General features: G+C 41.0%; 23 protein-coding genes, 1 tRNA gene, 1 riboswitch and 1 other annotated feature. Of the genes, 1 reads left to right on the plus strand and 23 read right to left on the minus strand.

Going from position 1 to position 24,358, the window contains the following annotated elements:
- Nucleotides 1–104: 104 nt before the first annotated feature.
- Nucleotides 105–359, minus strand: a binding site (T-box leader).
- A 20-nt stretch (nt 360–379) separates the two neighbouring features.
- The 13 genes from ilvE to QLQ22_RS18890 form a co-directional block, all read right to left on the minus strand.
- The gene (gene ilvE, locus QLQ22_RS18830) at nt 380–1,285 is read right to left on the minus strand and encodes a branched-chain-amino-acid transaminase (RefSeq protein WP_223437056.1); all 906 of its coding nucleotides are present in this window, start codon (nt 1,283–1,285) and stop codon (nt 380–382) included.
- A 523-nt stretch (nt 1,286–1,808) separates the two neighbouring features.
- Nucleotides 1,809–1,884: transfer RNA gene (locus tag QLQ22_RS18835), tRNA-Arg, on the minus strand.
- Between the two features lie 119 nt (nt 1,885–2,003).
- The gene (locus QLQ22_RS18840) at nt 2,004–2,522 is read right to left on the minus strand and encodes a metallophosphoesterase family protein (RefSeq protein ID WP_284015331.1); all 519 of its coding nucleotides are present in this window, start codon (nt 2,520–2,522) and stop codon (nt 2,004–2,006) included.
- 18 nt (nt 2,523–2,540) lie between these two features.
- On the minus strand, nt 2,541–3,128 hold the full coding sequence (locus tag QLQ22_RS18845) for an XTP/dITP diphosphatase (RefSeq protein ID WP_223437060.1): 588 nt from the start codon (nt 3,126–3,128) through the stop codon (nt 2,541–2,543).
- Nucleotides 3,129–3,134: 6 nt separating this feature from the next.
- Nucleotides 3,135–3,893 (minus strand): ribonuclease PH, encoded by a 759-nt coding sequence (rph, locus tag QLQ22_RS18850; RefSeq protein WP_284015332.1) that lies wholly within the window; start codon nt 3,891–3,893, stop codon nt 3,135–3,137.
- A gap of 122 nt (nt 3,894–4,015) precedes the next feature.
- Nucleotides 4,016–5,101: a GerMN domain-containing protein gene (locus tag QLQ22_RS18855; RefSeq protein WP_423246211.1), complete on the minus strand. Its 1,086-nt coding sequence runs from the start codon at nt 5,099–5,101 to the stop codon at nt 4,016–4,018.
- Between the two features lie 374 nt (nt 5,102–5,475).
- Nucleotides 5,476–6,273, minus strand: a complete 798-nt coding sequence (gene racE, locus QLQ22_RS18860) for a glutamate racemase (RefSeq protein ID WP_223437062.1) — start codon at nt 6,271–6,273, stop codon at nt 5,476–5,478.
- A gap of 9 nt (nt 6,274–6,282) precedes the next feature.
- Complete coding sequence (locus tag QLQ22_RS18865) at nt 6,283–6,735, minus strand: MarR family winged helix-turn-helix transcriptional regulator (RefSeq protein ID WP_223437064.1); 453 nt, start codon at nt 6,733–6,735, stop codon at nt 6,283–6,285.
- A gap of 224 nt (nt 6,736–6,959) precedes the next feature.
- Nucleotides 6,960–7,184, minus strand: coding sequence for a spore germination transcription factor GerE (gene gerE, locus QLQ22_RS18870; protein WP_029279253.1), 225 nt, complete (start codon nt 7,182–7,184; stop codon nt 6,960–6,962).
- A 134-nt stretch (nt 7,185–7,318) separates the two neighbouring features.
- On the minus strand, nt 7,319–7,786 hold the full coding sequence (locus QLQ22_RS18875; protein WP_223437066.1) for an acyl-CoA thioesterase: 468 nt from the start codon (nt 7,784–7,786) through the stop codon (nt 7,319–7,321).
- A gap of 105 nt (nt 7,787–7,891) precedes the next feature.
- A complete protein-coding gene (sdhB, locus tag QLQ22_RS18880; RefSeq protein WP_070876370.1) occupies nt 7,892–8,656 on the minus strand; it encodes a succinate dehydrogenase iron-sulfur subunit in 765 nt (254 codons plus the stop codon).
- 3 nt (nt 8,657–8,659) lie between these two features.
- Nucleotides 8,660–10,420, minus strand: a complete 1,761-nt coding sequence (gene sdhA / locus QLQ22_RS18885) for a succinate dehydrogenase flavoprotein subunit (RefSeq protein ID WP_284015333.1) — start codon at nt 10,418–10,420, stop codon at nt 8,660–8,662.
- Nucleotides 10,421–10,450: 30 nt separating this feature from the next.
- Nucleotides 10,451–11,059 (minus strand): succinate dehydrogenase cytochrome b558 subunit, encoded by a 609-nt coding sequence (locus QLQ22_RS18890; protein WP_070876365.1) that lies wholly within the window; start codon nt 11,057–11,059, stop codon nt 10,451–10,453.
- A gap of 344 nt (nt 11,060–11,403) precedes the next feature.
- On the opposite strand from QLQ22_RS18890, the gene QLQ22_RS18895 reads away from it, so the two are divergent.
- On the plus strand, nt 11,404–11,820 hold the full coding sequence (locus QLQ22_RS18895; RefSeq protein ID WP_223443587.1) for a YslB family protein: 417 nt from the start codon (nt 11,404–11,406) through the stop codon (nt 11,818–11,820).
- Between the two features lie 41 nt (nt 11,821–11,861).
- Here QLQ22_RS18895 and QLQ22_RS18900 read toward each other — a convergent pair whose 3' ends face one another.
- From QLQ22_RS18900 to QLQ22_RS18945, 10 genes are all read right to left on the minus strand, one after another.
- Nucleotides 11,862–13,094 (minus strand): aspartate kinase, encoded by a 1,233-nt coding sequence (locus QLQ22_RS18900; RefSeq protein WP_252207239.1) that lies wholly within the window; start codon nt 13,092–13,094, stop codon nt 11,862–11,864.
- A gap of 129 nt (nt 13,095–13,223) precedes the next feature.
- Nucleotides 13,224–13,407: riboswitch (Lysine riboswitch) on the minus strand.
- Nucleotides 13,408–13,474: 67 nt separating this feature from the next.
- Nucleotides 13,475–15,247 carry an excinuclease ABC subunit UvrC gene (uvrC, locus tag QLQ22_RS18905; protein WP_284015334.1) on the minus strand — a complete coding sequence of 591 codons (1,773 nt, stop codon included), beginning with the start codon at nt 15,245–15,247 and terminating at the stop codon, nt 13,475–13,477.
- Between the two features lie 230 nt (nt 15,248–15,477).
- Complete coding sequence (gene trxA, locus QLQ22_RS18910) at nt 15,478–15,792, minus strand: thioredoxin (protein WP_223437075.1); 315 nt, start codon at nt 15,790–15,792, stop codon at nt 15,478–15,480.
- Nucleotides 15,793–15,958: 166 nt separating this feature from the next.
- Nucleotides 15,959–16,936 (minus strand): electron transfer flavoprotein subunit alpha/FixB family protein, encoded by a 978-nt coding sequence (locus QLQ22_RS18915; protein WP_223437078.1) that lies wholly within the window; start codon nt 16,934–16,936, stop codon nt 15,959–15,961.
- 54 nt (nt 16,937–16,990) lie between these two features.
- A complete protein-coding gene (locus tag QLQ22_RS18920) occupies nt 16,991–17,764 on the minus strand; it encodes an electron transfer flavoprotein subunit beta/FixA family protein (RefSeq protein ID WP_223437080.1) in 774 nt (257 codons plus the stop codon).
- 74 nt (nt 17,765–17,838) lie between these two features.
- On the minus strand, nt 17,839–18,612 hold the full coding sequence (locus QLQ22_RS18925; protein WP_223437082.1) for an enoyl-CoA hydratase: 774 nt from the start codon (nt 18,610–18,612) through the stop codon (nt 17,839–17,841).
- Between the two features lie 49 nt (nt 18,613–18,661).
- Nucleotides 18,662–19,246 (minus strand): fatty acid metabolism transcriptional regulator FadR, encoded by a 585-nt coding sequence (locus QLQ22_RS18930; protein WP_223437085.1) that lies wholly within the window; start codon nt 19,244–19,246, stop codon nt 18,662–18,664.
- A gap of 214 nt (nt 19,247–19,460) precedes the next feature.
- Nucleotides 19,461–21,149 (minus strand): AMP-binding protein, encoded by a 1,689-nt coding sequence (locus QLQ22_RS18935; protein ID WP_284015335.1) that lies wholly within the window; start codon nt 21,147–21,149, stop codon nt 19,461–19,463.
- 409 nt (nt 21,150–21,558) lie between these two features.
- Nucleotides 21,559–21,963, minus strand: a complete 405-nt coding sequence (locus QLQ22_RS18940; RefSeq protein ID WP_223437088.1) for a DUF350 domain-containing protein — start codon at nt 21,961–21,963, stop codon at nt 21,559–21,561.
- Between the two features lie 21 nt (nt 21,964–21,984).
- Nucleotides 21,985–24,342 (minus strand): endonuclease MutS2, encoded by a 2,358-nt coding sequence (locus QLQ22_RS18945; RefSeq protein ID WP_284015336.1) that lies wholly within the window; start codon nt 24,340–24,342, stop codon nt 21,985–21,987.
- Nucleotides 24,343–24,358 lie beyond the last annotated feature (16 nt).

A 24,358-nucleotide genomic window follows, 5' to 3' on the forward strand; every position in this document is an offset into this window, starting at 1 on the left:
TTGCCTCCTTTTTTCCCGCTATCACCTAAAGCCTTATTTTTTCATCTGATTATTTCAAAATAAAAAACCTCCCCGCCCCAATATTGCCCACGTGTAATGTGAGTCAAAGGGGCGAGAAGGTTTGAAAACACTTTTCGCGGTACCACCCTTGTTCATGGTCTGCATTAGACCACCTTATGAAAGCTCATGGCTTTCTTTTAATAACGAGTGCTGTGTAAAAGACACCCGGCTGATTCTACTAAACTTCAAATCAGCACTCAGAGGCGAGTTCACTTAAAAAGGGACCACCGGTTCTCAGCTCCACCAGCTCTCTTTAGATCCTTGTTTTCTAAGCTACTTTTCCTCTTCAGCGTTTTAGATTATAGTTTTTATGTTTTTATTAGCTTACACTCAGGCTTGAACTGCTTCCTTTTACTTTTACACCATCTGTGATTACTTTTTCTCTGAAACACTCGAGCAGACGATTCGTATGCTCTCCAGGCTGCCCATCACCAATTTCCCTGCCGTCTACCTTTACTACAGCAATGACTTCAGCGGCAGTTCCAGTCAGGAAAACTTCATCCGCTGTATAAACATCATGTCTTGTGAAAGGTTCTTCACGCACATCGTAGCCAAGTTCTTCAGCTATTTCGATGATGACATTTCGGGTGACTCCTTCGAGTGCTCCCAAGTAACCAGGCGGGGTAAGAAGTCTTTTGTTTTTATAGATAAAGACGTTATCAGCAGATCCCTCTGCGACGTAGCCTTGATCATTCAGCATCAGCGCTTCGCTTACATTTGCGAGATGTGCTTCAATTTTTACAAGCACGTTGTTAAGATAGTTCAATGATTTTACTTTAGGACTTAAGACGTCCGGTCTATTCCGCCTTGTAGGAACTGTCACAATATCAATTCCTGTTTCATACAGATGTTTAGGGAAGATTGACAGCGGTTCTACAATAATGACAACATTTGCTTGCTTGCATTTATATGGATCAAGCCCAAGATCACCGACTCCTCTTGAGACAACAAGTCTGATATAAGCGTCATCTAAACCGTTTTTCTCAACGGTCTTTACCGTTAAATCCGTCATTTCCTCTTGCGTATAAGGCATGTTGAGTAATATGGATCTCGCTGACTCATACAATCTCTTCATGTGCTCATTTAATCTGAAGATGTTGCCGCTGTATACTCTGATTCCTTCGAAAATACCATCTCCGTAAAGGAATCCGTGATCATACACCGAAATTTTCGCATCTTCTTTTTTTACAAATTCATTATTCAGAAAAATCCATTGGTCACCCATAAAGAGCACACCTTTCTTTTAAAGTCTAAACGCGTTAATCAGTTGAATTCTAGTGTGTAAAAAAAATCCGTATAACGATTGTTATGGACTCTTTTAAGAACCTCACATGTTCATGTAACTTATATTTGAGCCTATATTACGCCCATTAAATAGCGGTGTCAACAGTCTTTTTTCGAATTGTTAGATAATTTAGATTTGTTTGTGAATTTGTATACGCTTACATGCCTGTCATAAAAGGAAATTCAATTTTTTGAAGTTTTTTTAAAGTTTTTTTCTGTGAGATTGTCTTACAAGGTTTTGGCTGATTTTATAAGGGGTAAATAGGGGAGAAAAAAATTTTTTGAACTTATTTTTTATAGGATTTTTTATCATATCAGAATGAAATTTGTTAGAAAAAAAAGGATTTAAAAAGCGATTTTCAGCCTGCCAGAATATTACAAACTTTTTCCTGAGCGATTAGGTTTTTAAAATCAACAAAAAAACTTCTTTCGATAAACCCGAAAGAAGTTGTATGTATAAAGTATGGCGTCCCAGGAGAGATTCGAACTCCCGACCAACGGCTTAGAAGGCCGTTGCTCTATCCACTGAGCTACTGGGACATGTTTTTTGTTAACATCGTTGATTATGTATCAGCGACATTTTTTATTATATGATCCATTAGATAAAAAGTCAATAACTTTTTCTAAAATTTTATGAAAGAGGGAAAAATATCCCTCTTTCATGATAAAGCCAGCTCAAACCTTTGTGAGAGGCCGGGTACAGGAGATCCGTCCAACTCAAAAAAGGTAACTTGTGCAGAATGATTTTGTATTTCTAATATAACATATGTTTTTTCAGTTCGCATCCGCGGAAGTCTAATGCTGCCAGGGTTAATAAAGAGGATATCATCGACATATTCCGCTCCCGCCAAATGCGAGTGACCAAAGCAGACAATCTTCGCGCCATGCACAGCAGCACTGTACTTCAAATTCATAAGTGTCGACTTTACATTGTGCATATGACCATGAGCAACAAAAAATCGATATCCTTCCACATCTTCAATGACTTCATTTGCAAACCTTGCTTCTAAATCACAGTTTCCGCGTACAGAAGCATACCCCTGCATGGCAGGATGATCTGCCTCAAGTTCAGAATCCCCGCAATGAAACATCGCTTCTGTTTCCCCTTCATGGCGTTTTCTGATCTCCTGAAGCTCATCCGTTAAGCCATGGCTGTCACTGATTATTAAAACTTTCACGTTTAAAACTCCCCATCGTCAGGCATTAAGCAATTTTGCAAGCTTTTGCAGCGCAACTGCGCGATGGCTGATTTTATTTTTCTCTTCCTTTGTTAATTGCGCCATCGTTTTTGCTTTATCTTTCACTAAGAAAATGGGATCGTATCCGAATCCATTCCCGCCAACAGGCTCCTCTGTAATATAGCCCTCAACTGAACCTTCTACTGTGACGGTTTCACGGCCAGGTTCAGAGAGTGCCAGAGCGCACCGGAATCTTGCATTCCGTTCTTCCTTTGAAACACCCTTCAGCTTCAGCAGCACTTTTTCGATATTGGCTGCATCACTTTTCTCAGCTCCTGCATAGCGTGCTGAATAAACCCCAGGTTCACCGCCAAGATAATCTACTGATAGTCCGGAATCATCCGCAATGGCCATTTTTCCGTAAAGTTTTGAAATAGCCTCCGCTTTTAAAACGGCATTTTCTTCAAACGTTGAACCAGTTTCTTCAACTTCTGGCGAATCTTCAAGGTCCAGTAATGAAATGGCCTTTAGATCATACTGAGATAAGATTGATTGAAATTCAATTAATTTGCCTGCATTTTTCGTTGCAATAATAACTTCCTTCATAATGATTCATCCCTTTCCATCTTTTTGATCGATGATTTTTAGAGCTAAATCTCCAAGGGCCTCCATTTGAATAGAAATTAACGAGTTTATTCCTTTTTCAGCTAAATCAAGCAATTCATTCAGTTCTTCTCTTGAAAAAGTCGCTTCTTCTCCAGTTCCCTGAAGCTCAACGAATTTTCCTGAAGACGTCATGATGACATTCATATCCACTTCTGCTGATGAATCCTCAATATAGTTTAAATCTAAGATCTCTCCAAGCTTTGAATCCATTCCGACTGATGTCGCAGCCAGGAAATCCGTGATTGGCAGCGTGCTTAATTTCTTTTGGGACATCAGCTTTCCAAGTGCTAATGTCATAGCGACAAAAGCTCCGGTGATGGAAGCTGTTCGGGTCCCGCCATCTGCCTGGATCACATCACAATCAAGCCAGATTGTTCGTTCCCCTAACTTTTCAAGATCAACAACCGCACGCAGAGCTCGTCCGATCAAGCGCTGAATTTCCATTGTCCGGCCAGTAATTTTACCTTTGGACGATTCTCTGATCGTCCGCTGTTCGGTAGCACGCGGCAGCATTGAATATTCCGCTGTGATCCATCCTTTACCTTCTCCCCGCATAAATGGCGGCACGCGATCCTCAATGCTTGCATTGCAAATCACCTTTGTATCGCCAACACTGATTAACACTGAACCTTCAGGGTGCTTCACATAATCTGTCAGAATTTCAACTCGTCTTAATTCATCTTGTTTACGTCCATCATGTCTCATCATATTCCTCCGATCAATCCTATTGCTGACCTAAGCTTTTGTCTTATGTATAAACAATAAAGAAGAGGCAGCGCTTATGACCACCTCTTAGTTTCTCTATATAGTATATCAAAAATCAGCGATTAAAAACTACCTGTGTTCACATTGACTGGACGGGAGACAGGTTCTGTAATCTTTTTGCCTTCTTCATTAACAAGCTCTGCTTTCCCATCAACGGTCAAAACGACATTTTCAATTCCAGGCTGTTCTGTCAGTGATAAAACAAGAGAATTCAGAACATGTGTCGAAACCATTTTTTCGTCACCATCTGCACTTCCATAGATAGATTCGTTAAAATTAAGGGTTACAGTGCCATCTTCAAGCTTAGGCTCTTCAAGCAGCTTTACATCCTGCTCCAAATCGGTTAACAACGCACGTGAGATGGAAGGTTCCTCAGTTAATTTTTTCACCACTGCTGCAATTGGATCCTCTTCGTCATTGCTGACTCGGGTTGTAACAGGTACATAGTATGTCTGATCATTATGCTGAGCTGTATAGTAAACCGTAAGAGGTTTTGTATTCGTAATGTCCATTACGCCCGCTGTATCAAGATTAATGCCGTCAGCACGGCTCAGCTCGCTGCTGATCGGAGTGCCTCCGACAGGCATTTCATTTTGTTCATGACCGTTAATCATAATTTTGACTGTTTTCACAGAATCGAACTGAGTCAATGTCCATGTAATCGACTGAAGAATTTTCAATTCATCTTCAGCTTGATAGTTTTTAAACTCTTTAGAGAAATCTACGATGGCTGTACCATCTTTTACATTCACAGCAACTTGAGTATCCTGCGGGATAACGGCTCTGAAGCCATCAGGAAGGATATTGCTGACAGGCCCGCCCTCTACAAGGTATTCAAGCACTTGTTTGGCTACGCCTTCTTCCTTAGGCAAATCAAATGTCTGGGCAACAACAAGCCCGTTGCTGTCAATCAAATATAACTGCCTGGAATAGGTTTGAGCCGACTCTTCACCTTTTTCACCTTCTGCTGTTGTTTTTTCTTCTTTCAAAGTTTCTTCATTCCCTTTATCAGCATCTTCAACATATGAAACATCTTGCGGAGGATCAATTTCCTTTGCTTTTTCCCCGCCGAATAATCCGCATCCTGACAAGAGCAGCGTCGATGTTACAACAGTAGCAGCAATCTTCATGTTTCTATTTTGAGACATACAATTCCCTCCTAAGGCAGTTTGTACTACTATGTATACGAGCTGTTTATTGAATTAGACCGATTTTGAAAAGTATTTTTGTACAGGCAAAAATCATTTATCCAAGTAAAAGAGGGATTATACTCGATCACCAATTAGTGACAATCGTTTCGGAAAAGTTATTTGCAGTTATCCTATTTCTTATAGCCAATTTGAGGAATTTATTAACTATCCGCTTGACAGCCCTCTTTCTCGGCTGTCTTACATAAGAGAGGCACAGCTAATTGTGAGTTTTGCAGAAAAAGAGCAGCTGATTATCAGAGAGATGATGCTTCCGCGGCCAATTCACAATAGCCGGAATGAAAAAAAGAGGAACCGCAATCGGCTCCTCTTTTTTATAAGGTAATGGATTTAACATTTTCAACTGGCTGCTCAAACAATTGAGAAGCAATTCTCTGGAAAAGCTCCTGTGATCCAGTCGTTAAAAATAAATGATGATTTTCTTCCTGTGTCTCATTTAAGGCATCTTTATAAGACAGGATGGTACTGACTTCACGGGCTGTTTCATCACCCGAGCTGATAATCTTCACCTTGGGACCCATATAATCCTCAATTAACGTCTTTAAGACCGGATAATGTGTACATCCCAGGATCAGCGTATCAATTGGCTGATCTTTTAAAGGAAAAAGAGATTCCTGTACGATGGATACGGCATAATCATTTTCGTAATCTCCGCTTTCCACAAGCGGCACAAATGCCGGACATGCCAAGCTCTCAACTTCAACTGTCTTCTTAATCGTTTTAAGAGCCTTCTCATATGCACGGCTTGCAACTGTATTAACGGTTCCGATTACACCGATATGATTATTTCTGGTGACTTTAATCGCTGTTCTGGCCCCAGGGAAAACGACCCCTACTACGGGGATATCAAGTTCTTCCTGGATTTCCTGCAAAGCAATCGCTGTTGCCGTATTGCAGGCTATCACAAGCATTTTTATATGATGATTTGATAAGAGATAATTCGTCATTTGCCAAGTAAATGAACGCACCTCTTCCAGCGGTCTCGGTCCATATGGACATCTTGCCGTATCACCTAAGTAGATGATGTCTTCGTTTGGTAACTGCCTCATGATTTCGCGTGCAACGGTCAGTCCGCCGACACCGGAATCAATGACGCCAATTGCTCTGTTCAAAAAATCGCCTCATTCTTCTCTCATTTCTAGATGTAATTTCATTAATGAGCTTTCAAGCTGGATAATTTCCTGCATATCATAATTTTTGATTACATTCTTTAAGTATTGTTGACGCTTTTGTATAACTTCTTCAATGATGCGCTGCCCTTCTTCAAGAAGATGCACCCTCACAACTCTTCGGTCATTTGGGTCTTTAATCCTTACTACCAGTTTGTTTTTCTCCATTCGGTCAACAAGATCTGTTGTGGTGCTGCATGCAAGGTACATTTTATTAGATAATTCACCGACTGTCATGTCTCCATGTTCTGAAAGCCATTGCAGCGCTACGAATTGAGGCGGTGTAATCGGAAATTGATTAAGAATCTCCCTGCCCTTCTGTTTGACCATAACAGAAATATGCCTAAGGGATTTCTCCATATCAGCTACCATTTTATCACTTAATACATCATTATGAACTGTCATCAGCAACCCTCACTCATTCAATCTGACCGCACGGAATGAAACTTAACAGTAGGAATGTGCGTATCATATCCATTTTCTATGTTTTTATGAAAAATTGCAAGTTTCATATTTTAGCTGACCGATATGAAAAATAAGAAATAGCATAGTCAGATTAGCGCAGCCCCGCTTTTTTTGCACAGAAATAATAACCGGCTACCCTTAAAATCAAGGTCAGCCGGTACGTATTAGAGCTCAAGTTCACCCATACGAAGGAGCTCAACAACAGCTTGTGATCTCCCCTTAACACCAAGCTTTTGCATCGCATTGGAAATATGGTTCCGAACTGTCTTTTCACTAATAAAGAGCTCGCCCGCTATTTCTTTCGTTGTTTTGTCTTGAACTAATAATTCGAATACTTCTCTCTCTCTTTTCGTGAGTAATGGCTTTGATTGAAACTCTTTCTCTTTCAAGAATTGTAACCCTCCTTGCTAGGTGCGAGCCGATCTAACGAATGGGTATAAGATTAGTCAACATATAGTATGTGCACACTGTAATGGCGGTGACAGGAATCTCAGAAGAAAGCTGGAAATTCCGTGTCTATTTTTCAAGTGGCAAATATGGCAGACTGAGTAAGGATCTTTTTCTCCACTTCCAGAAACGGTACACTTTTTCCATTGTATTTAGATATTTGCACAACGGTGCCTCGTCCTGTAAAGCAAACTTCATTTTTTTCATTCACAGCACAATAATGCAGATCCATCGATGAATTTCCGATTGATGCCACTTTTACATAAAGGCGGATTTTCTCATCAAAAAAGACCTGTTTCACGTAATCACAATGAATATCTGCAACGACAGGAATCAGCTCCCCGTCTTTTTTCAGCCAGTTTTCCATAAGTCCTGAGTGCTTAAAGTAATCAATGCGGGCTTCTTCAAAATATGAAATTGGAGCCGTATTGTTCATATGTCCAAACATATCTGTTTCGGAAAAACGTACTTTTATCGGATAGTAAAAAGAAAAAGAATCTATCCATTCCTGGAAAGGCAGCTGTATGTAAGATATTTGTTTCATGACATGTTTCCTCATTTCTGCTTTAAGTAAAAAACACCTCTTCATCAAAAGGAAGAGGTGTTTTCTTAATAAATGATTTCAAATGTTTTCATGGATATCTGTGTATTAAACTTGATCGCTTCCGAAGAAATTACGGAATGCCTGGAACGTTGTATCTCTGTTAAGTGCAGCAATTGAAGTCGTTAAAGGAATGCCTTTAGGACATGACTGGACACAGTTCTGAGAGTTTCCGCAGTTGGCAAGACCTCCGTCTCCCATAATGGACTCCAGACGTTCTGCTTTATTTAATGCTCCGGTTGGATGAGCATTAAACAAGCGTACTTGTGAAAGCGGAGCAGGGCCGATGAAATCTGAATTGCTGTTTACATTCGGACAAGCCTCTAAGCAGACACCGCAAGTCATGCATTTTGATAATTCATATGCCCACTGACGTTTTTTCTCAGGCATACGCGGGCCAGGGCCTAAGTCATAGGTTCCATCAATTGGAATCCAGGCCTTTACTTTTTTCAGGGAATCAAACATTCTGCTGCGGTCAACCTGAAGGTCGCGGACAACAGGAAATGTTCTCATCGGCTGGAGGCGAATTGGCTGCTCGAGCTGATCAACAAGGGCTGTACAAGACTGCCGCGGCTTGCCGTTAATCACCATAGAACATGCTCCGCACACCTCTTCGAGACAGTTCATATCCCAAGTAATCGGAGTTGTTTCTTTTCCTTGTGAGTTAACTGGATTCCGTCTGATCTCCATTAAAGCAGAAATCACGTTCATATTTGGACGATAAGGAATCTCAAACGTTTCATCATAAGGGGCTGCTCCAGGCTGGTCTTGGCGAGTAATAATAAAACGAACTACTTTCTTTTCACTGTTCATTTTTTATTCCCCCTTTTTCTTCTTCGAATAGTCGCGTTTACGAGGTTCAATTAAGCTTACATCCACTTCTTCATAGTGGAACTTAGGAGCAGCTTTTTGACCGGCAAAAGTGGCCATTGTCGTTTTTAGGAATTCTTCGTCATTACGTTCAGGGAAGTCCGGTTTGTAATGAGCACCGCGGCTTTCATTGCGGTTATAGGCACCAAGTGTCACAACACGGGACATTTGAAGCATGTTTTGCAATTGACGCGTAAACGTCGCACCCTGATTGCTCCATTTAGCAGTATCATTGATGTTGATATTGTCATATCTTTCAAGAAGCTCTTGAATTTTTTCATCTGTTTTAAGAAGCTTATCGTTGTAACGGACAACTGTTACATTGTCAGTCATCCATTCGCCAAGCTCTTTATGAAGGACATATGCATTTTCAGTGCCATTTAAGTTCATGATATTTTGCCATTTTTCTTCTTCCTGCTTTACATGACCGTCAAATAATGAAGAAGAAAGATCTTCAGCAGATACATCAAGACCGCTCACATATTCAACTGCTTTTGGTCCGGCAACCATACCGCCGTAGATAGCAGACAATAATGAGTTGGCACCTAACCGGTTAGCTCCATGCATCGAGTAATCACACTCGCCTGCAGCAAATAAACCAGGGATATTCGTCATTTGATCATAATCAACCCATAGTCCGCCCATTGAATAATGAACAGCCGGGAAAATTTTCATTGGAAGCTTGCGGGGATCATCACCCATGAATTTCTCATAAATTTCAATGATTCCGCCAAGTTTGATATCAAGCTCTTTCGGATCTTTATGAGAAAGATCAAGGTAAACCATGTTCTCTCCATTGATTCCAAGCTTTTGTGAAACACACACATCAAAAATTTCGCGAGTTGCAATATCACGAGGAACCAGGTTTCCGTATGCAGGATATTTTTCCTCTAGGAAATACCAAGGCTTACCGTCTTTATACGTCCAGACACGTCCGCCTTCCCCGCGTGCTGACTCACTCATCAGGCGGAGCTTATCGTCTCCGGGAATAGCCGTTGGATGAATTTGAATAAATTCTCCATTTGCGTAATGAACACCCTGCTGATAGACGATTGAAGCAGCTGACCCCGTGTTGATGACAGAGTTCGTTGATTTTCCGAAAATGATTCCTGGTCCGCCTGTTGCCATAATAACTGCATCCGAGCGGAATGATTTCATTTCCATTGTTGTTAAGTCTTGTCCGGTAATTCCGCAGCAGACTCCATCATCATCGATGACAGCACCAAGGAATTCCCAGCCTTCATACTTCGTAACTAGTCCAGCAACCTCATAGCGGCGCACTTGCTCATCCAGAGCATATAAAAGCTGCTGTCCTGTCGTAGCACCTGCAAATGCTGTACGGTGATGTTGTGTTCCTCCGAAGCGGCGGAAGTCAAGAAGCCCTTCTGGAGTACGGTTGAACATCACTCCCATGCGGTCAAGCAAGTGGATAATGGAAGGTGCAGCTTCGCACATTGCTTTTACAGGAGGCTGATTCGCAAGGAAGTCCCCGCCGTATACAGTATCATCGAAATGCTCCCAAGGAGAATCGCCTTCCCCTTTCGTGTTAACTGCTCCGTTAATTCCGCCCTGAGCACAAACGGAATGAGAGCGCTTAACAGGAACTAAAGAAAATAAATCTACATGAACGCCAGTTTCTGCAGCTTTGATCGTAGCCATTAGGCCCGCTAAGCCACCACCGACGACTATTATTCTACCTTTACTCATCTGGCCCACTCCCTTTGATTCTAATACCTATCAAACAAATGCAAAAATAGTACTGACTCCAACGTAAGATAAAGCTAGGAAAAGTGCGATCGTCACATAAGTTGAGATCAGCTGAGATCTTGGAGTCACAGTAATTCCCCAGCTCACAGCAAATGACCACAGTCCGTTTGCAAAGTGGAAAATCGTTGAAACAACACCTACAACATAAAATACAATCATGAATGGATTACTGAAAATGGAGGCCATCATATCAAAATTCACTTCGGCGCCAAATGCGGCTGCAATTCTTGTTTCCCATACATGCCAGGATACAAAGATTAATGTAATCACGCCTGAAATCCTTTGAAGCATAAACATCCAGTTGCGGAAGTAGCCAAATTTGCTTACATTGTTTTTAGCTGTAAACGCAATGTAAATTCCATAGATCGCATGGTATAAAAGCGGCAGGAATATAATAAAAGTTTCCAGAACGACTCTAAATGGCAAGCTTTCCATAAAATGTGCAGCATTATTAAACGCTTCTTCTCCTCTTGTTGCAAAGTTATTTACAACAAGATGCTGAATTAAGAAGACGCCAACCGGGATAACTCCAAGCAAAGAATGAAGTCTGCGGTTTAAATATTCTCTGTTTCCAGCCATCTCACATTACCCCCTATTAATATTAAAATCTTTTTTTTAATGTTTCTCCTATTCCCGGCAACCTTTTAAAAAAATAAACATTGTATGATAAAATGTGACAAATTTATTGTACTCCCAACGAGTTACAGCGTCAAGAAAACGCGTTCATAAATTTTAATTTTGTGACAAGTCTTATTTTCCACCTATTTTTATTTTCCTGAAATACTTTCACAGCAGTTTTAGAGCTTGTAATTTACTTTTATTTCATGTTCTTACCCGCCCAACTTGATATATAATAAAGGCAGAAAGAGGGGAAGAATGTGAAAAAAACCAGCGAACAAATCGATATAACTCAGCTGAGGGATATGCAAGTGCCCGCATTCGCCTATGAGCTGTTAAGAGAGGTTCTTATTCCGGATATTCTCGGGAGAGAGTCCGCATCTATGCTTTACTGGGCTGGTAAAAGCCTTGCGCGCAAATATCCTGCAGAATCTATAGAGGAGCTTATTGCTTTCTTTTCATTAGCCGGCTTTGGAACTCTTTCATTGGTACATAAGAAAAAAGATGAAATGGAATTTCAGCTTGACGGCGAACTGATCAAAACAAGATTCAAAACAATGAAAGAACCTTCTTTTCAGCTTGAAGCGGGATTTCTGGCACAGCAGGTGCAGCGAATGAACAAGCAGATAACAGAAACCTATGAACAAGTAAAAAAACGTGCGGATAAAGTGCACTTTACAGTGAAATGGGATTACAAAGACATGGAATTTGACAACGATTAAAGGGATGGGTATTCATGATACCCACCCCTTTTTTATCTTATTTACAGCACTTTTGCAGGCTGCTGTGATAATTCAAAGGCATCATGCAGCACTTCTACCGCCTTCACCATATCATCATGGCTGATAACAGTTGACACTTTAATTTCAGACGTGCTGACCATTTTCACTTCAATACCTTCTTCGGCAAGAACATGGAACATTTCTGCCGCCACACCCGGATTTGAGACCATGCCAGAACCGACGATGGAAACTTTTGAAAGACCGCCTTCTGATTCTATTTTTTCAAAGCCAAGCTCGGATTGATAGGTTTCAAGTACATGAACGGTTTCTTCCACATCACCTGTTTTCACAGAAAAGGAGAGTGATGCCAAACTGCTGTCTGTTGAACTTTGAATAATAATATCCACATTAATTCCGTGGCTTGCAAGTGTCTTGAAAATAGTAGACAGGGTTTTGAGGCCGCTTGGCAATCCGCTGACCGTGATTCGTGATACTTGATCTTCAAACGCAATTCCTCTTACAACTAAATTCTGTTCCATCTTTGTTTCCTCCTCAATTAAAGTGCCTCTTTCTTTTTCTGAGCTTGATCTGACTTCCAAAGGAACTCCGTAATTTTTTGCAAATTCAACAGCACGGGGGTGAAGTACACCTGCGCCAAGATTGGCAAGCTCGAGCATTTCATCATATGAGATGCCGTCTAACTTTCTTGCACTTTTTACAAAACGCGGATCTGTCGTAAATACACCTGTTACATCTGTATAAATATCACATTTATCTGCTTTAAGAGAAGCTGCCAGTGCAACAGCTGTCGTATCTGAACCGCCGCGGCCGAGCGTCGTTATTTCCTGTCCGTCTGCAAGTCCCTGAAAGCCTGCAACGACAACAACTTTTCCTGCTTGGAGCTGCTCATTGATTTTATCTGAATCAATCCCTGAAATTCTCGCATTGCTGTGGACATTTTCAGTCTTTATGCCAGCTTGCCAGCCTGTATATGAAACAGCATCGTATCCTTGTGCCTGAAGAGCCATAGTCAAAAGAGAAATCGTTACTTGTTCACCAGTTGATAGCAGCATATCCATTTCGCGTTTGCTTGGTTTTTGAGTGATTTCCGCTGCCAGGGAAACTAAATGATCCGTTGTTTTCCCCATTGCTGAAACAACAACTACGACATCATTCCCACTATTTTTTTCCTCGATTGCTCTTCTTGCAGCATTCATAATTTTTTCTGGAGATCCAACAGATGTACCTCCAAATTTTTGTACAACTAAACCCATATCAGCCTCTCGCCTTTCCTATTATATTGATCGTCAGCAGGTAAAAGGGAGAATCTCAGAAAACGCAAAAAAGCAATGAGATTCTCTATCTCATTGCTTGCATAAACGAATAATGGAACTTCATTCATACAATGAGATAGCGCTCCAAGAAAAATACATCTTCTTGACAATTTTACGTCTATTAAACGCAAAACCAGCAAAAGAAAGAAATGGCTCTTTATTTGCTTCGGCGACTCTCCCCTTTCACCCATCTTCAAAGGAATCCATTTTCCTCAGAAGGGCTACTCTTGAAGTTCGCACCTCTACCATCATTTAACGAACTAAACGATCTGGTTATGAAATTAGTTAGAATTGTAGCAAAGAATTTGTCTTTGTGCAATCTATTCTTTCAATTTTTCTGCTATAAGCTGTGCCGTGTTTGCCGGAATCCCTGCGGCCATCAGCTCTTCCAGGGTGGCTTCTTTCATTTTTTTAACAGAACCGAAATGCTTGAGCAGAGTCTTGCGCCGTTTTTCCCCGACTCCAGGTATATCATCCAAGATCGATTGAAAGGCCGTTTTTCCTCTTGTCTGCCTGTGAAAAGTAATCGCAAAGCGATGCACTTCATCCTGGATTCGCTGCAGCAGATAAAACTCCTGGCTGTTGCGTTCAAGTTCAATAATAGTCGGAGGGCTGCCGATCATTAAATTAGAAGTCCGATGTTTCTCATCCTTTACTAGTCCTGCGACAGGGATGGATAAACCGAGTTCATTTTCCAGTACATCTTGAGCTGCAGCCAGATGCCCTTTGCCTCCGTCAATGATAATCAAATCAGGAAGCGGCAGCTCCTCTTTTAGCACGCGCGTGTATCTTCTGCGGACAACTTCACGCATGGACTCGTAATCATCTGGTCCCTGAACTGTTTTAATTTTGTACTTGCGGTACTCTTTTTTGGCAGGCTTACCATCTATGAATACAATCATCGCAGATACAGGGTCTGTCCCTTGTATGTTTGAATTATCAAATGCTTCAATTCTTGCCGGTGTATAGATGCCCATTTTTTCACCAAGCTGATCAATTGCTTTGATTGTTCTTTCTTCATCACGCTCAATGAGTGAGAATTTTTCTTTTAAAGCGATTTTGGCATTCTGATGTGCAAGCAATACCAGATCCTTTTTCTTTCCGCGTTTAGGATGAATTGCTGAAACGTGAAGGAGCTGTTCTGCCATTTCATTATCAACGCTTTCAGGCAGCAGAATTTCTTTAGGCAGAATATGATTGTTCTTGGAGTAAAATTGGCCAAGAAACGTTAAAAATTCTTCATCCGGCTCCTGGTACAGCGGGAACATGGCAATATCACGTTCTATCAATTTGCCCTGACGGATGAAGAAAACCTGTACGCACATCCATCCTTTATCATAGGAATAGCCAAACACATCCCGATCGACAAAATCGTTCATCGCCATTTTCTGTTTTTCCATGGTTGCATCAATATGGGCGATGGAATCACGATATTCCTTTGCCCGTTCAAAATCCAGATTCTCAGCAGCAGCCAGCATCTTCTTTGAAAGTTCTTCTTTAATCTGCTTGAAACCGCCTCTTAAAAAACGGGACATCTCATCGACCATTTGACGGTTTTGCTCTTGTGTTACCTTATAGACGCACGGTGCCAGACACTGACCCATATGATAATAAAGGCAAACACGGTCTGGAAGCGTTGAACATTTTCTAAGCGGATAAAGCCGGTCCAGCAGTTTTTTCGTCTCTCTTGCAGCCTGTACGTTAGGATATGGACCAAAGTATTTCCCATTATCTTTTTTGACATTCCTGGTGACAATAAGACGCGGATGCCGTTCAGCTGTAATTTTAATAAATGGATACGTTTTGTCATCCTTTAGCATGACGTTATATTTAGGATCATGCTTTTTAATTAAATTTAATTCTAAGATCAGCGCCTCGATGTTCGAAGACGTGACGATATATTCAAAATCCCTGATTTCATTTACAAGCCTTTGTGTCTTACCGTCATGTGAGCCGGTAAAGTAAGACCGCACCCTGTTTTTAAGCACTTTTGCTTTTCCCACATAGATAATAGTTCCGAATCGGTCTTTCATTAAATAACAGCCCGGCTGATCTGGCAGAAGTGCCAGCTTTTCTTTTATTAGTTGTTCCATAGCGGACACTCCGTTTCCCTGAAGTTTAGCGCAGAATAAATATATCAACGATAAGTTATTCCTTTTATTGTATCATTTTAGAGCGCTGGAGTCTTTTCATTACAACCTGGGTGCCTCACCTTACCTCCAAGGCGCCAAATCATTTCCTGAGCAATAATTGACAATTTTTTCGGAAGCTGTCTTAACCTCAAAGAGAAAAAAAAAGATCCGGAAACCGGATCTCATTTTTATTATGCGTGTTTATTTAATAGTTCTGCTAATGCTTCTTTAGGCTGGAAGCCGACTGTTTTGTCAACAACTTCTCCATTTTTGAAAACAAGCAATGTAGGAATACTCATTACACCGTATTTGCCTGCAGTTTCTTGGTTTTCATCAACATCAAGCTTCACGATTTTCACTTTATCGCCTAGTTCCTGATCAAGCTCTTCAAGAACCGGTGCAATCATTTTACAAGGTCCGCACCAAGGAGCCCAAAAGTCTGCCAGTACGACACCTTCACTAGTTTCAGTTGTAAAGGTTTGATCTGTTACATTAGTAATTGCCATTATATTTTCCTCCTAATTGTTCAAGTGATGCCTAAAGTATAGCATTAAAGAAAGTGACCTGCTAATTTTTTGCTCACTATTTCTTTTCCCTTACTTTGTGATGAAAAACATCTTTTCATTCAAATTAAAAACACGCCGCTAAGTGCGTGTTTTTATGAAAATGATATTATGAATGAACTTTTAATTTTTTAAACTCTTCTGTTAACATAGGCACAACTTCAAATAAATCTCCTACAATTCCATAATCGGCTACTTTGAAAATATTTGCTTCGGGATCTTTATTAATTGCAACAATAATCTTTGAGTTAGACATTCCGGCTAAATGCTGGATTGCTCCAGAAATACCGCATGCAATGTATAGATCAGGAGTTACCACTTTTCCGGTTTGGCCGATTTGCAGGGAGTAGTCGCAATAATCAGCATCGCAGGCACCGCGGGAAGCTCCAACTGCTCCGCCAAGAACATCTGATAGTTCCTTCAGCGGGTTAAAGCCTTCTGTGCTTTTTACTCCGCGTCCGCCGGCTACAATGACTTTAGCTTCAGAAAGATCCACGCCTTCTGTTGCTTTGCGCACCACTTCTTTTACGATTGTTCGAAGATCTTTGATCTCTGCAGAAACAGAAGAAACTTCACCCGTTCTTGTTTCATCCTTTTCAAGCGGAGCAATGTTATTTGGTCTGATTGTAGCAAAAATTGTTCCGTCTGTTACAATCTTTTTCTCGAAAGCTTTTCCTGAATAGATCGGACGGGTGAAAACGACATTTCCGCCTGCTGCTTCTAAATCTGTAGCATCTGAAATAAGACCGGATCCAATCTTAGCAGCGATTTTTGGCGATAAGTCTTTTCCAAGAGCTGTATGACCGAAAACAAGACCTTCCGGTTTTTCAGCTTCGATAACAGCAAGCAATGCCTGTGAATAGCCGTCAGGTGTATACGTTTTCAATTTCTCATCTTCAACTGTAATAACACGGTCTGCGCCATAATGAATCATTTCTTCAGCTAACGATGCTACGCTGTCTCCTACTAAAACAGCTGATACCTCGCCGCCTTCAGAAATCGTTTTACCTGCAGCAATCGCTTCAAAAGAAACATTGCGCAATGATTGATCGCGTACTTCTCCCAATACCAGTACTTTTCTTGCCATTATAAAGTCCCCCTGTTATACGTTTGATTGAAAAATTTGCTTTTAGGTAAATACTTAGATTACTTTTGCTTCGTTGCGAAGAAGTGATACTAATTCCTTCACTTGTGCATCCAGATCGCCCTGAAGTACTTTACCCGCTTCTTTTTTAGGCGGCATATAAATTTCGATTGTCTTTGTTTTTGGTTCAACGTCATCTTCTTCAAGATCGAGATCATCCAGTTCCAGTTCTTCTAAAGGCTTTTTCTTTGCTTTCATAATACCCGGCAAAGATGGATAGCGAGGCTCATTCAATCCCTGCTGTGCTGTTACAAGCAAGGGCAATGTTGTTTCAATTACTTCAGAATCACCTTCAACATCGCGGACGACTGTTGCTTTGTTTCCGTCAATCTCAAGCTTAGTAATCGTTGTTACATAAGGAATATTCAGAAGTTCAGCAAGACGGGGGCCAACTTGTCCGGATCCGCCATCAATCGCCACATTTCCTCCTAAGATAAGGTCTGCGTCTTTATCCTTGAAATATTCAGCAAGAATTTTGGATGTTGTAAATTGATCGCCATCTTCAAGATCATCTTCCGTATTAATTAACACAGCCTTGTCACACCCCATAGCAAGTGCTGTACGTAATTCTTTTTCAGATTCCTCGCCGCCGATTGTCACTATTGTCACTTCACCGCTGTTTGCATCGCGGATCTGAATCGCTTCTTCAATGGCATATTCATCATAAGGATTAATAATGAATTCTGCGCCATCTTCATTGATTTTGCCGTTTTGAAGCGTTATTTTTTCTTCCGTATCAAACGTTTTCTTCATGATTACATAAATATTCATGTCCATCCCCCTATTTACGTTAAGCATTCAATTTAGTTGTATAGAAAAAACGTCAGGAACGTTTTATCATTAATTTAATTGCCTTTAAACTGAGGCTGTCTTTTCTCAAGAAAAGCACTGATTCCTTCTTTTGCATCTGCGCTTTCAAATACAGTCCCGAAATAGCCCGCTTCTTTTTTCACCCGATCATGATAAGGAAGGGTTTTAGAAGCATTGATTAAATCGATGGCTGCACTGACGGAAATCGGACTTTTCGCAGCAAATTTCTTTGCAAGCTTCATCGTTTCATCTAATAAGGACTCTTCTGCAAAAGCATGGTTGGCAAGACCGTACTTGGCTGCCTCTGCTCCTGAAATCGGTTCACTTGTCAGCAGCATTTCAAGAGCTTTTGCTTCTCCAACATACTTGGGAAGACGCTGCGACCCTGCGAAGCCTGGAATAAGTCCAAGCTGAAGCTCAGGCAGCCCAAGCTTTGCATTCTCAGTGACAAGTCTGACATGACAGCTCATTGCAAGCTCAAGGCCCCCGCCTAGAGCAGCACCATGAATTGACGCGATGACAGGTTTTGAGAATGTTTCAATTCTCTCAAAAAGTTCCTGTCCGTTTGCAGCAAGCTTAGAGAACTCTTCACCATTCGGCACTGATACAAATTCCTTTATGTCAGCACCTGCAGAGAAGAATCGTCCCTCGCCATTAATGACAATGACCCTGACTTCTTTATTTGCTTCAAACTCATCCATAAGGGATGAAAGCTCTTTCAAAACATAAGATGAAAGGGCATTTGCGGGAGGTTGGTGAATGGTTACGACCGCAACATAATCTTCTACTTTAACATTAAAATAACTCACAGCTCAGGCCTCCTTAAGCATTTAAACTATTACGTCAGGAATGGTTTTCTTATACCCTTCCGCAGCCTTTGATCATGAGTTCATGAACGCTTCCTGCAAGTGCAGTCAAATCAAATTTCTGATCATTCATGACCCATGTTGTCACCGTTTCATCAATGGTTCCAAATATCATCTGCCTCGCTAAGCGTATATCCAGGGCTTCACTGAATTCGGATGTTTCTTTTCCTGTTTGAATAATCGAATCAAGAATATTTAAATATCCTTTCAGAACCTCGTTGATTCTCAGGCGCAAATCTTTATTTGACTGCCTTAGTTCAAGCTGGGTAACGATGGCAAGATGATGATCTTCGGCTAAAAGAGAAAAATGTTTTTCTATCAACATGTATAACTTCTCCGCCGCCGTGTCCTTTCCTGCTATTTCTTGTTGAATTTTTTCGATAAATACGCCCATTTTTTCCTGAAACAAGGAAATCAGGATGTCTTCTTTATTTTTAAAATAAAGATAAATGGTTCCGTCTGCGACTCCTGCCTGCTTCGCAATCTTTGAAACCTGTGCATGATGATAGCCGTTTTCAGCGATGACAATGACAGCTGCATCTATAATTTGGAGATATTTTGGTCTTTTCTGTTTCAATATCAAATCGTCCCTTCAAACTGAATGAATCATCATTCATAATCCAATCATAAAATTACATCATCCATCTGTCAAGAAGAAAGATGGTTTTATCTTCATCATAATAGATGAAAAGAACCTTCTCAGCAATAGGATGAGATGGTTCTTTTATATTTTCTATTCTTATTGCTCTTCATTTTATTCAATAAGACCATTTAAATAAACGGTTTTCTGATTAATTGACATTTTTCAGTTTTTCTTTTTCTTCTTCTACAAGTGAACGCCTCAAAATTTTTCCGACTGCTGTTTTTGGCAGCTCTTTGCGGAATTCATAGATTCTTGGAATCTTGTAAGCTGCCATATGCTTGCGGACAAATTCATCAAATTCCTGCTCAGTTGCCACAGCCCCTTCTTTCAAAACGATATATGCCTTCACCGTTTCTCCCCGGTAAGGATCCGGAATGCCGGCTACTACCACTTCCTGTACTTTTTCGTGCTCATATAAAACCTCTTCGATTTCACGCGGATAAATGTTGAATCCCCCAGCGATAATCATATCTTTTTTCCGGTCAACGATATAGAAATATCCTTCTTCGTCCATATAGCCAATGTCACCGGTTAAAAGCCAGCCCTCTCTTAATACGGCATCAGTTTCCTCTTGTTTTTTCCAATATCCTTTCATTACCTGCGGACCTCTCACAGCAATTTCTCCAAGCTCATTGTAAGCTGCCTGCTTGCCTGTTTCAAATGACAGAATAATAGAGTCTGTATTAGGCCATGGCACACCTATGCTTCCTTTTTTCCGGTGCGACCAGAGGAAGTTGGCGTGCGTAACAGGGGATGCTTCTGATAAGCCGTATCCCTCCACAAGCTTACCGCCAGTTTCGCGCTCGAATTTCTCCTGAACTTCTGCCGGAAGAGGAGCTGATCCGCTTATACACGATTCCACTGATGAAAGATCATAGTTTTTCAGATCCGGATGATTTAGTAATGCAATATAAATGGTAGGAGCACCAGGGAACAGTGTCGGTTTTAATTTATCAATCGCTTTAAGCGTATCTGTCGCATCGAATTTGGGAAGCAGAATCATTTTAAAGCCTTGCATAATTGATAGATTCATAACCGCTGTCATCCCGTAAACATGGAAAAACGGCAAAATGCCAAGCACGGATTCTTCTCCGCGTTTGCATTTATACATCCAGGATGAGCACATGGAAGTATTTGCAACCAGATTTTCATGTGTTAGCATGACTCCTTTTGGAAAACCGGTTGTTCCTCCTGTATACTGCAGCAAGGCAATATCCTCTTTAGGATTTGTTTCTATTTCCTCAATAGACGTGTGCTGCCGTTTCATGATTTCTTTGAATAAATGCGTGTGTCCGCTGTGCTCTATTTTTATCACGATTTGATTTTGCTTTTTCTGCACAAATGGGTACAGAAGATTTTTCGGGAAAGGGAGATAATCTTTAATGCTTGTCGCAATAATATGCTCAATGCTTGTCAGCGCTTTCATTTTAGAGACTCTTGGGTAAAGGAGATCAAGCGTAATGATGTATTTCGCATCAGAATCATTGAGTTGATACTCAAGCTCCCTTTCCATGTACAGAGGGTTTGTTTGGACGACAATACCTCCAGCAAATAAGATACCATAGTAAGCAATCACTGCCTGTGGACAATTCGGGAGCATAATGGATACTCTTTCGTCTTTCTTTAATCCAAGTTCCTGGAGGTAGGCTGCAAGTTTTAAAGATTGTTCATAAATCTCTGTAAAAGTCAGTTCCTTGCCTAAAAAGTGAATAGCTGTTTTTGTCGGAAATTCTTGTGCTGCTTGCGCGAGATAAGATTGAAGAGGCTTGTTGTCAATTTCAGCATAATGAGGTATTTCTTCAGGATATAGATGAAGCCAAGGTTTTTGAACTTCCATTTCAATTCCTCCCTTTGTTGCCAATATGACTTTAGGCTTATAAAGAAAGTATACCAAAGTTATATTCAGAATATAGATTGTTTTTGAATTATTTTAAATGTATGAAGAAAAGCGCAAGCGGCCGTTTAGTTCAGTCATGACATGTAAGATCCGACAGGAAAGTATGGGTTTAACTTTTCCTGCGTATTTATTCTGTCCGAGGAGCTGGGCGCATCCGAGTTGCCATCAATGCGCAGAACTTTATCCTTATCTTATTAAAAAATATCCGGATTCATGTCATGAATTCCGGATATTCTTCATAATATTAAATTTTTCAAGCGAAAAAAACCATAAAGATAATGCCTATTACAATAAACAAACCGCATACTCCAAGCAGTACTTTTGCTAATGTTTCCACTGTTTTCTCCCCTTAAATGCCTGCGCCGATAACGTAGGATAGACCAATTGAAATCACCATTGAAATAAAGCCTACCGCACGATTGTCATTTTGAATTTCATCATCTATTCTGAATTTAGGCGTTAGAAACTCATAGATAAAATAGCCTAAAAGCAATAATATGAAGCCAAACATTCCCCAGCCAACCATCTCAAGCAGCGTATCATGCTGCCCAATTGAAAAACGGAATACATTGGCAATTCCAAATATCTTTCCGCCCGTCGTCATTGCCACTGCAAGATTCCCTTTTTGAATTTCATCCCAGTTATTATATTTGGTCACCAGTTCAAAAATGGTCAAAAACACAACAATGCATAAGATGACTACGCTAAAATATGCTGCTGTCTGAACGAATTCATTCTCCCAAAATTGATTCATTTCTTATCTCCCATATTTCGATTATTTTAATTCAACAATCGTAACACCTGAACCGCCCTCGCCGGATTCCCCGTACCGCGTGCTTTTAACATTTCTATGCTTTTTCAAGTATTCCTGCACGCCTGTTCGAAGTGCTCCGGTCCCTTTGCCGTGAATAATAGAAATTCTAGGATAGCCTGCGAGCACAGCATCGTCCATATATTTTTCTACCCTGAGGAGAGCATTCTCATACCGTTCGCCCCTTAAATCAAGTTCGAGGGAGACGTGATAGTCCTTGCCTTTTACCATAGCAAGGGGCTTGGTTTCAACAGGCTTAGGTCTGCTGATGTACTGCAGATCATCTTCTTTTACCTTCATTTTCAGAATGCCGATCTGCACCTGCCATTCATGGTCGCCTACTTTTGACAGCAGATGCCCTTTTTGGTTGAAGCTGATGACTTTCACTTCATCGCCTTCTGCATACTGATGCTTCTGCGGCTTGCTTTTCAGCTGCTTACTGCTTTTTTCAAACTCAGGCACCGCTTCTTCAAGTCGTTTTTTGGCATCGATTAATTCATGTTCTTTAATACCAGTCCGGTGTTCTTTTTGCATCTTTCTTAATTCACGGATAATGGAGTCTGCTTCTGCTTTTGCAGCTTCCACTTTTTCTGCCGCTTTCTTCTCTGCCTGTTCGTAAAGCTTATCGCGCTCTTCGTTAAAAGAAAGAATTTGAATTTGCAGCTCTGAATGAAGCTTTTCTGCGTCTTTGCGCAGCTGTTCTGCTTCAGTAAGCTCTGTGTCAGAGCGTTTTTTGCTCTCTTCGAGCGAGGCAATCATTGAATCTACTTTATTGCTCTCAGCACTCATATGAGATTTTGCCCGGTCAATAACTGTTTGCATAAGACCCAGCCGCTTTGAAATTTCAAATGCGTTGCTTCGGCCGGGTACGCCGATTAAAAGCTTATAAGTCGGGCTTAATGTTTCAATATTGAATTCAACACTTGCATTTACTACACCTTCACGGTTATATCCATATGCTTTGAGTTCAGGATAATGTGTTGTGGCGATCACTCTTGCCCCGCGATGATGAACTTCATCTAAAATAGAGATGGCTAGTGCAGCGCCTTCCTGCGGATCTGTTCCTGCGCCCAGCTCATCGAATAGCACAAGGCTGTTATTGTCAACGCGTTTTAAAATATCAACAATGTTTACCATGTGAGAAGAAAACGTACTTAAGCTTTGTTCAATTGACTGTTCGTCTCCGATATCAGCATATACATTTTCAAATACTGCCATCTCAGAGCCGTCAAGAGATGGAATCTGCAGGCCGGATTGCGCCATCAATGTAAACAGACCGACCGTTTTAAGGGTGACTGTTTTTCCGCCTGTATTCGGACCTGTTATAACAATTGTCGTAAACTCACTGCCAAGTTCAATGTCATTTGCGACAACTTCTTCGGCATTCAAAAGCGGATGTCTTGCTTTGAACAGCTTAATTCTTCCGCTGTTATTCATTTCTGGCTTTGAAGCTTTTATTTTTTTCGCGTACGCTGCTTTCGTAAACATAAAATCCATTTCGCTCAGCGCTTCCACATTAATCAAAAGTGGATCAGCTTCTTCAGCCACTTTCGCAGTAATTTCTGTTAAAATGCGGTCAATTTCGATTTTCTCTTTCATGCGCGCCTGCTGAAGCGTGTTGTTTAAGTCAACCACTACCTGAGGCTCAATAAATAATGTCGCTCCTGATGAAGACTGATCATGGACAATACCGCCGTATGCAGAACGGTATTCCTGCTTAACAGGAATCACATACCTGTCATTTCGTATGGTTATAATTGCATCAGAAAGCATTTTTTGAGCAGATGAGGACCGGATCATCGACTCAAGCTTTTCTCTAACCCTGGATTCTGTTGTTCTTAATGATGTCCGGATTGAACGAAGAGCATCGCTTGCTCCATCGAGAACCTCTCCATTATCACCAATACAGTGAAGAATGTGCTGTTCTAACTCCTGCAGCGGCTGAATTTCAGCCGCGAATCCGCCCAAATGAAGGAGGTCAATTCCATTTTCCACCATGTCCTCAATAAACCGTTTCATGTGCTTGCCTGCATAAAGAGTTCCGGCAATCTCCATCAGTTCATGCGGATTCAGCATTCCGCCGATTTGAGACCGTTTAATGCTTTGGCGAATATCAACGAGACCGCCTAGGGGAGCATTTCCTTTCAGCCTGAGGACTTTTGCTGCCTCATCAGTCTGCTCCTGCCATTTTCTTACCTCATCATAATCAGTGGATGGAACAAGCCTCTCCACTTTTTCCTTTGCTAAAGAAGAAGATATATGCTTTAAAAGCTGTTCTTTAACTTTATTGAATTCCAATACTTTAAACACACGCTGCTGCACGGTATACAGCCTCCTT

Origin of the sequence: Metabacillus hrfriensis (assembly GCF_030127205.1) — a bacterium.
GTDB lineage: Bacteria > Bacillota > Bacilli > Bacillales > Bacillaceae > Bacillus_P > Bacillus_P dongyingensis.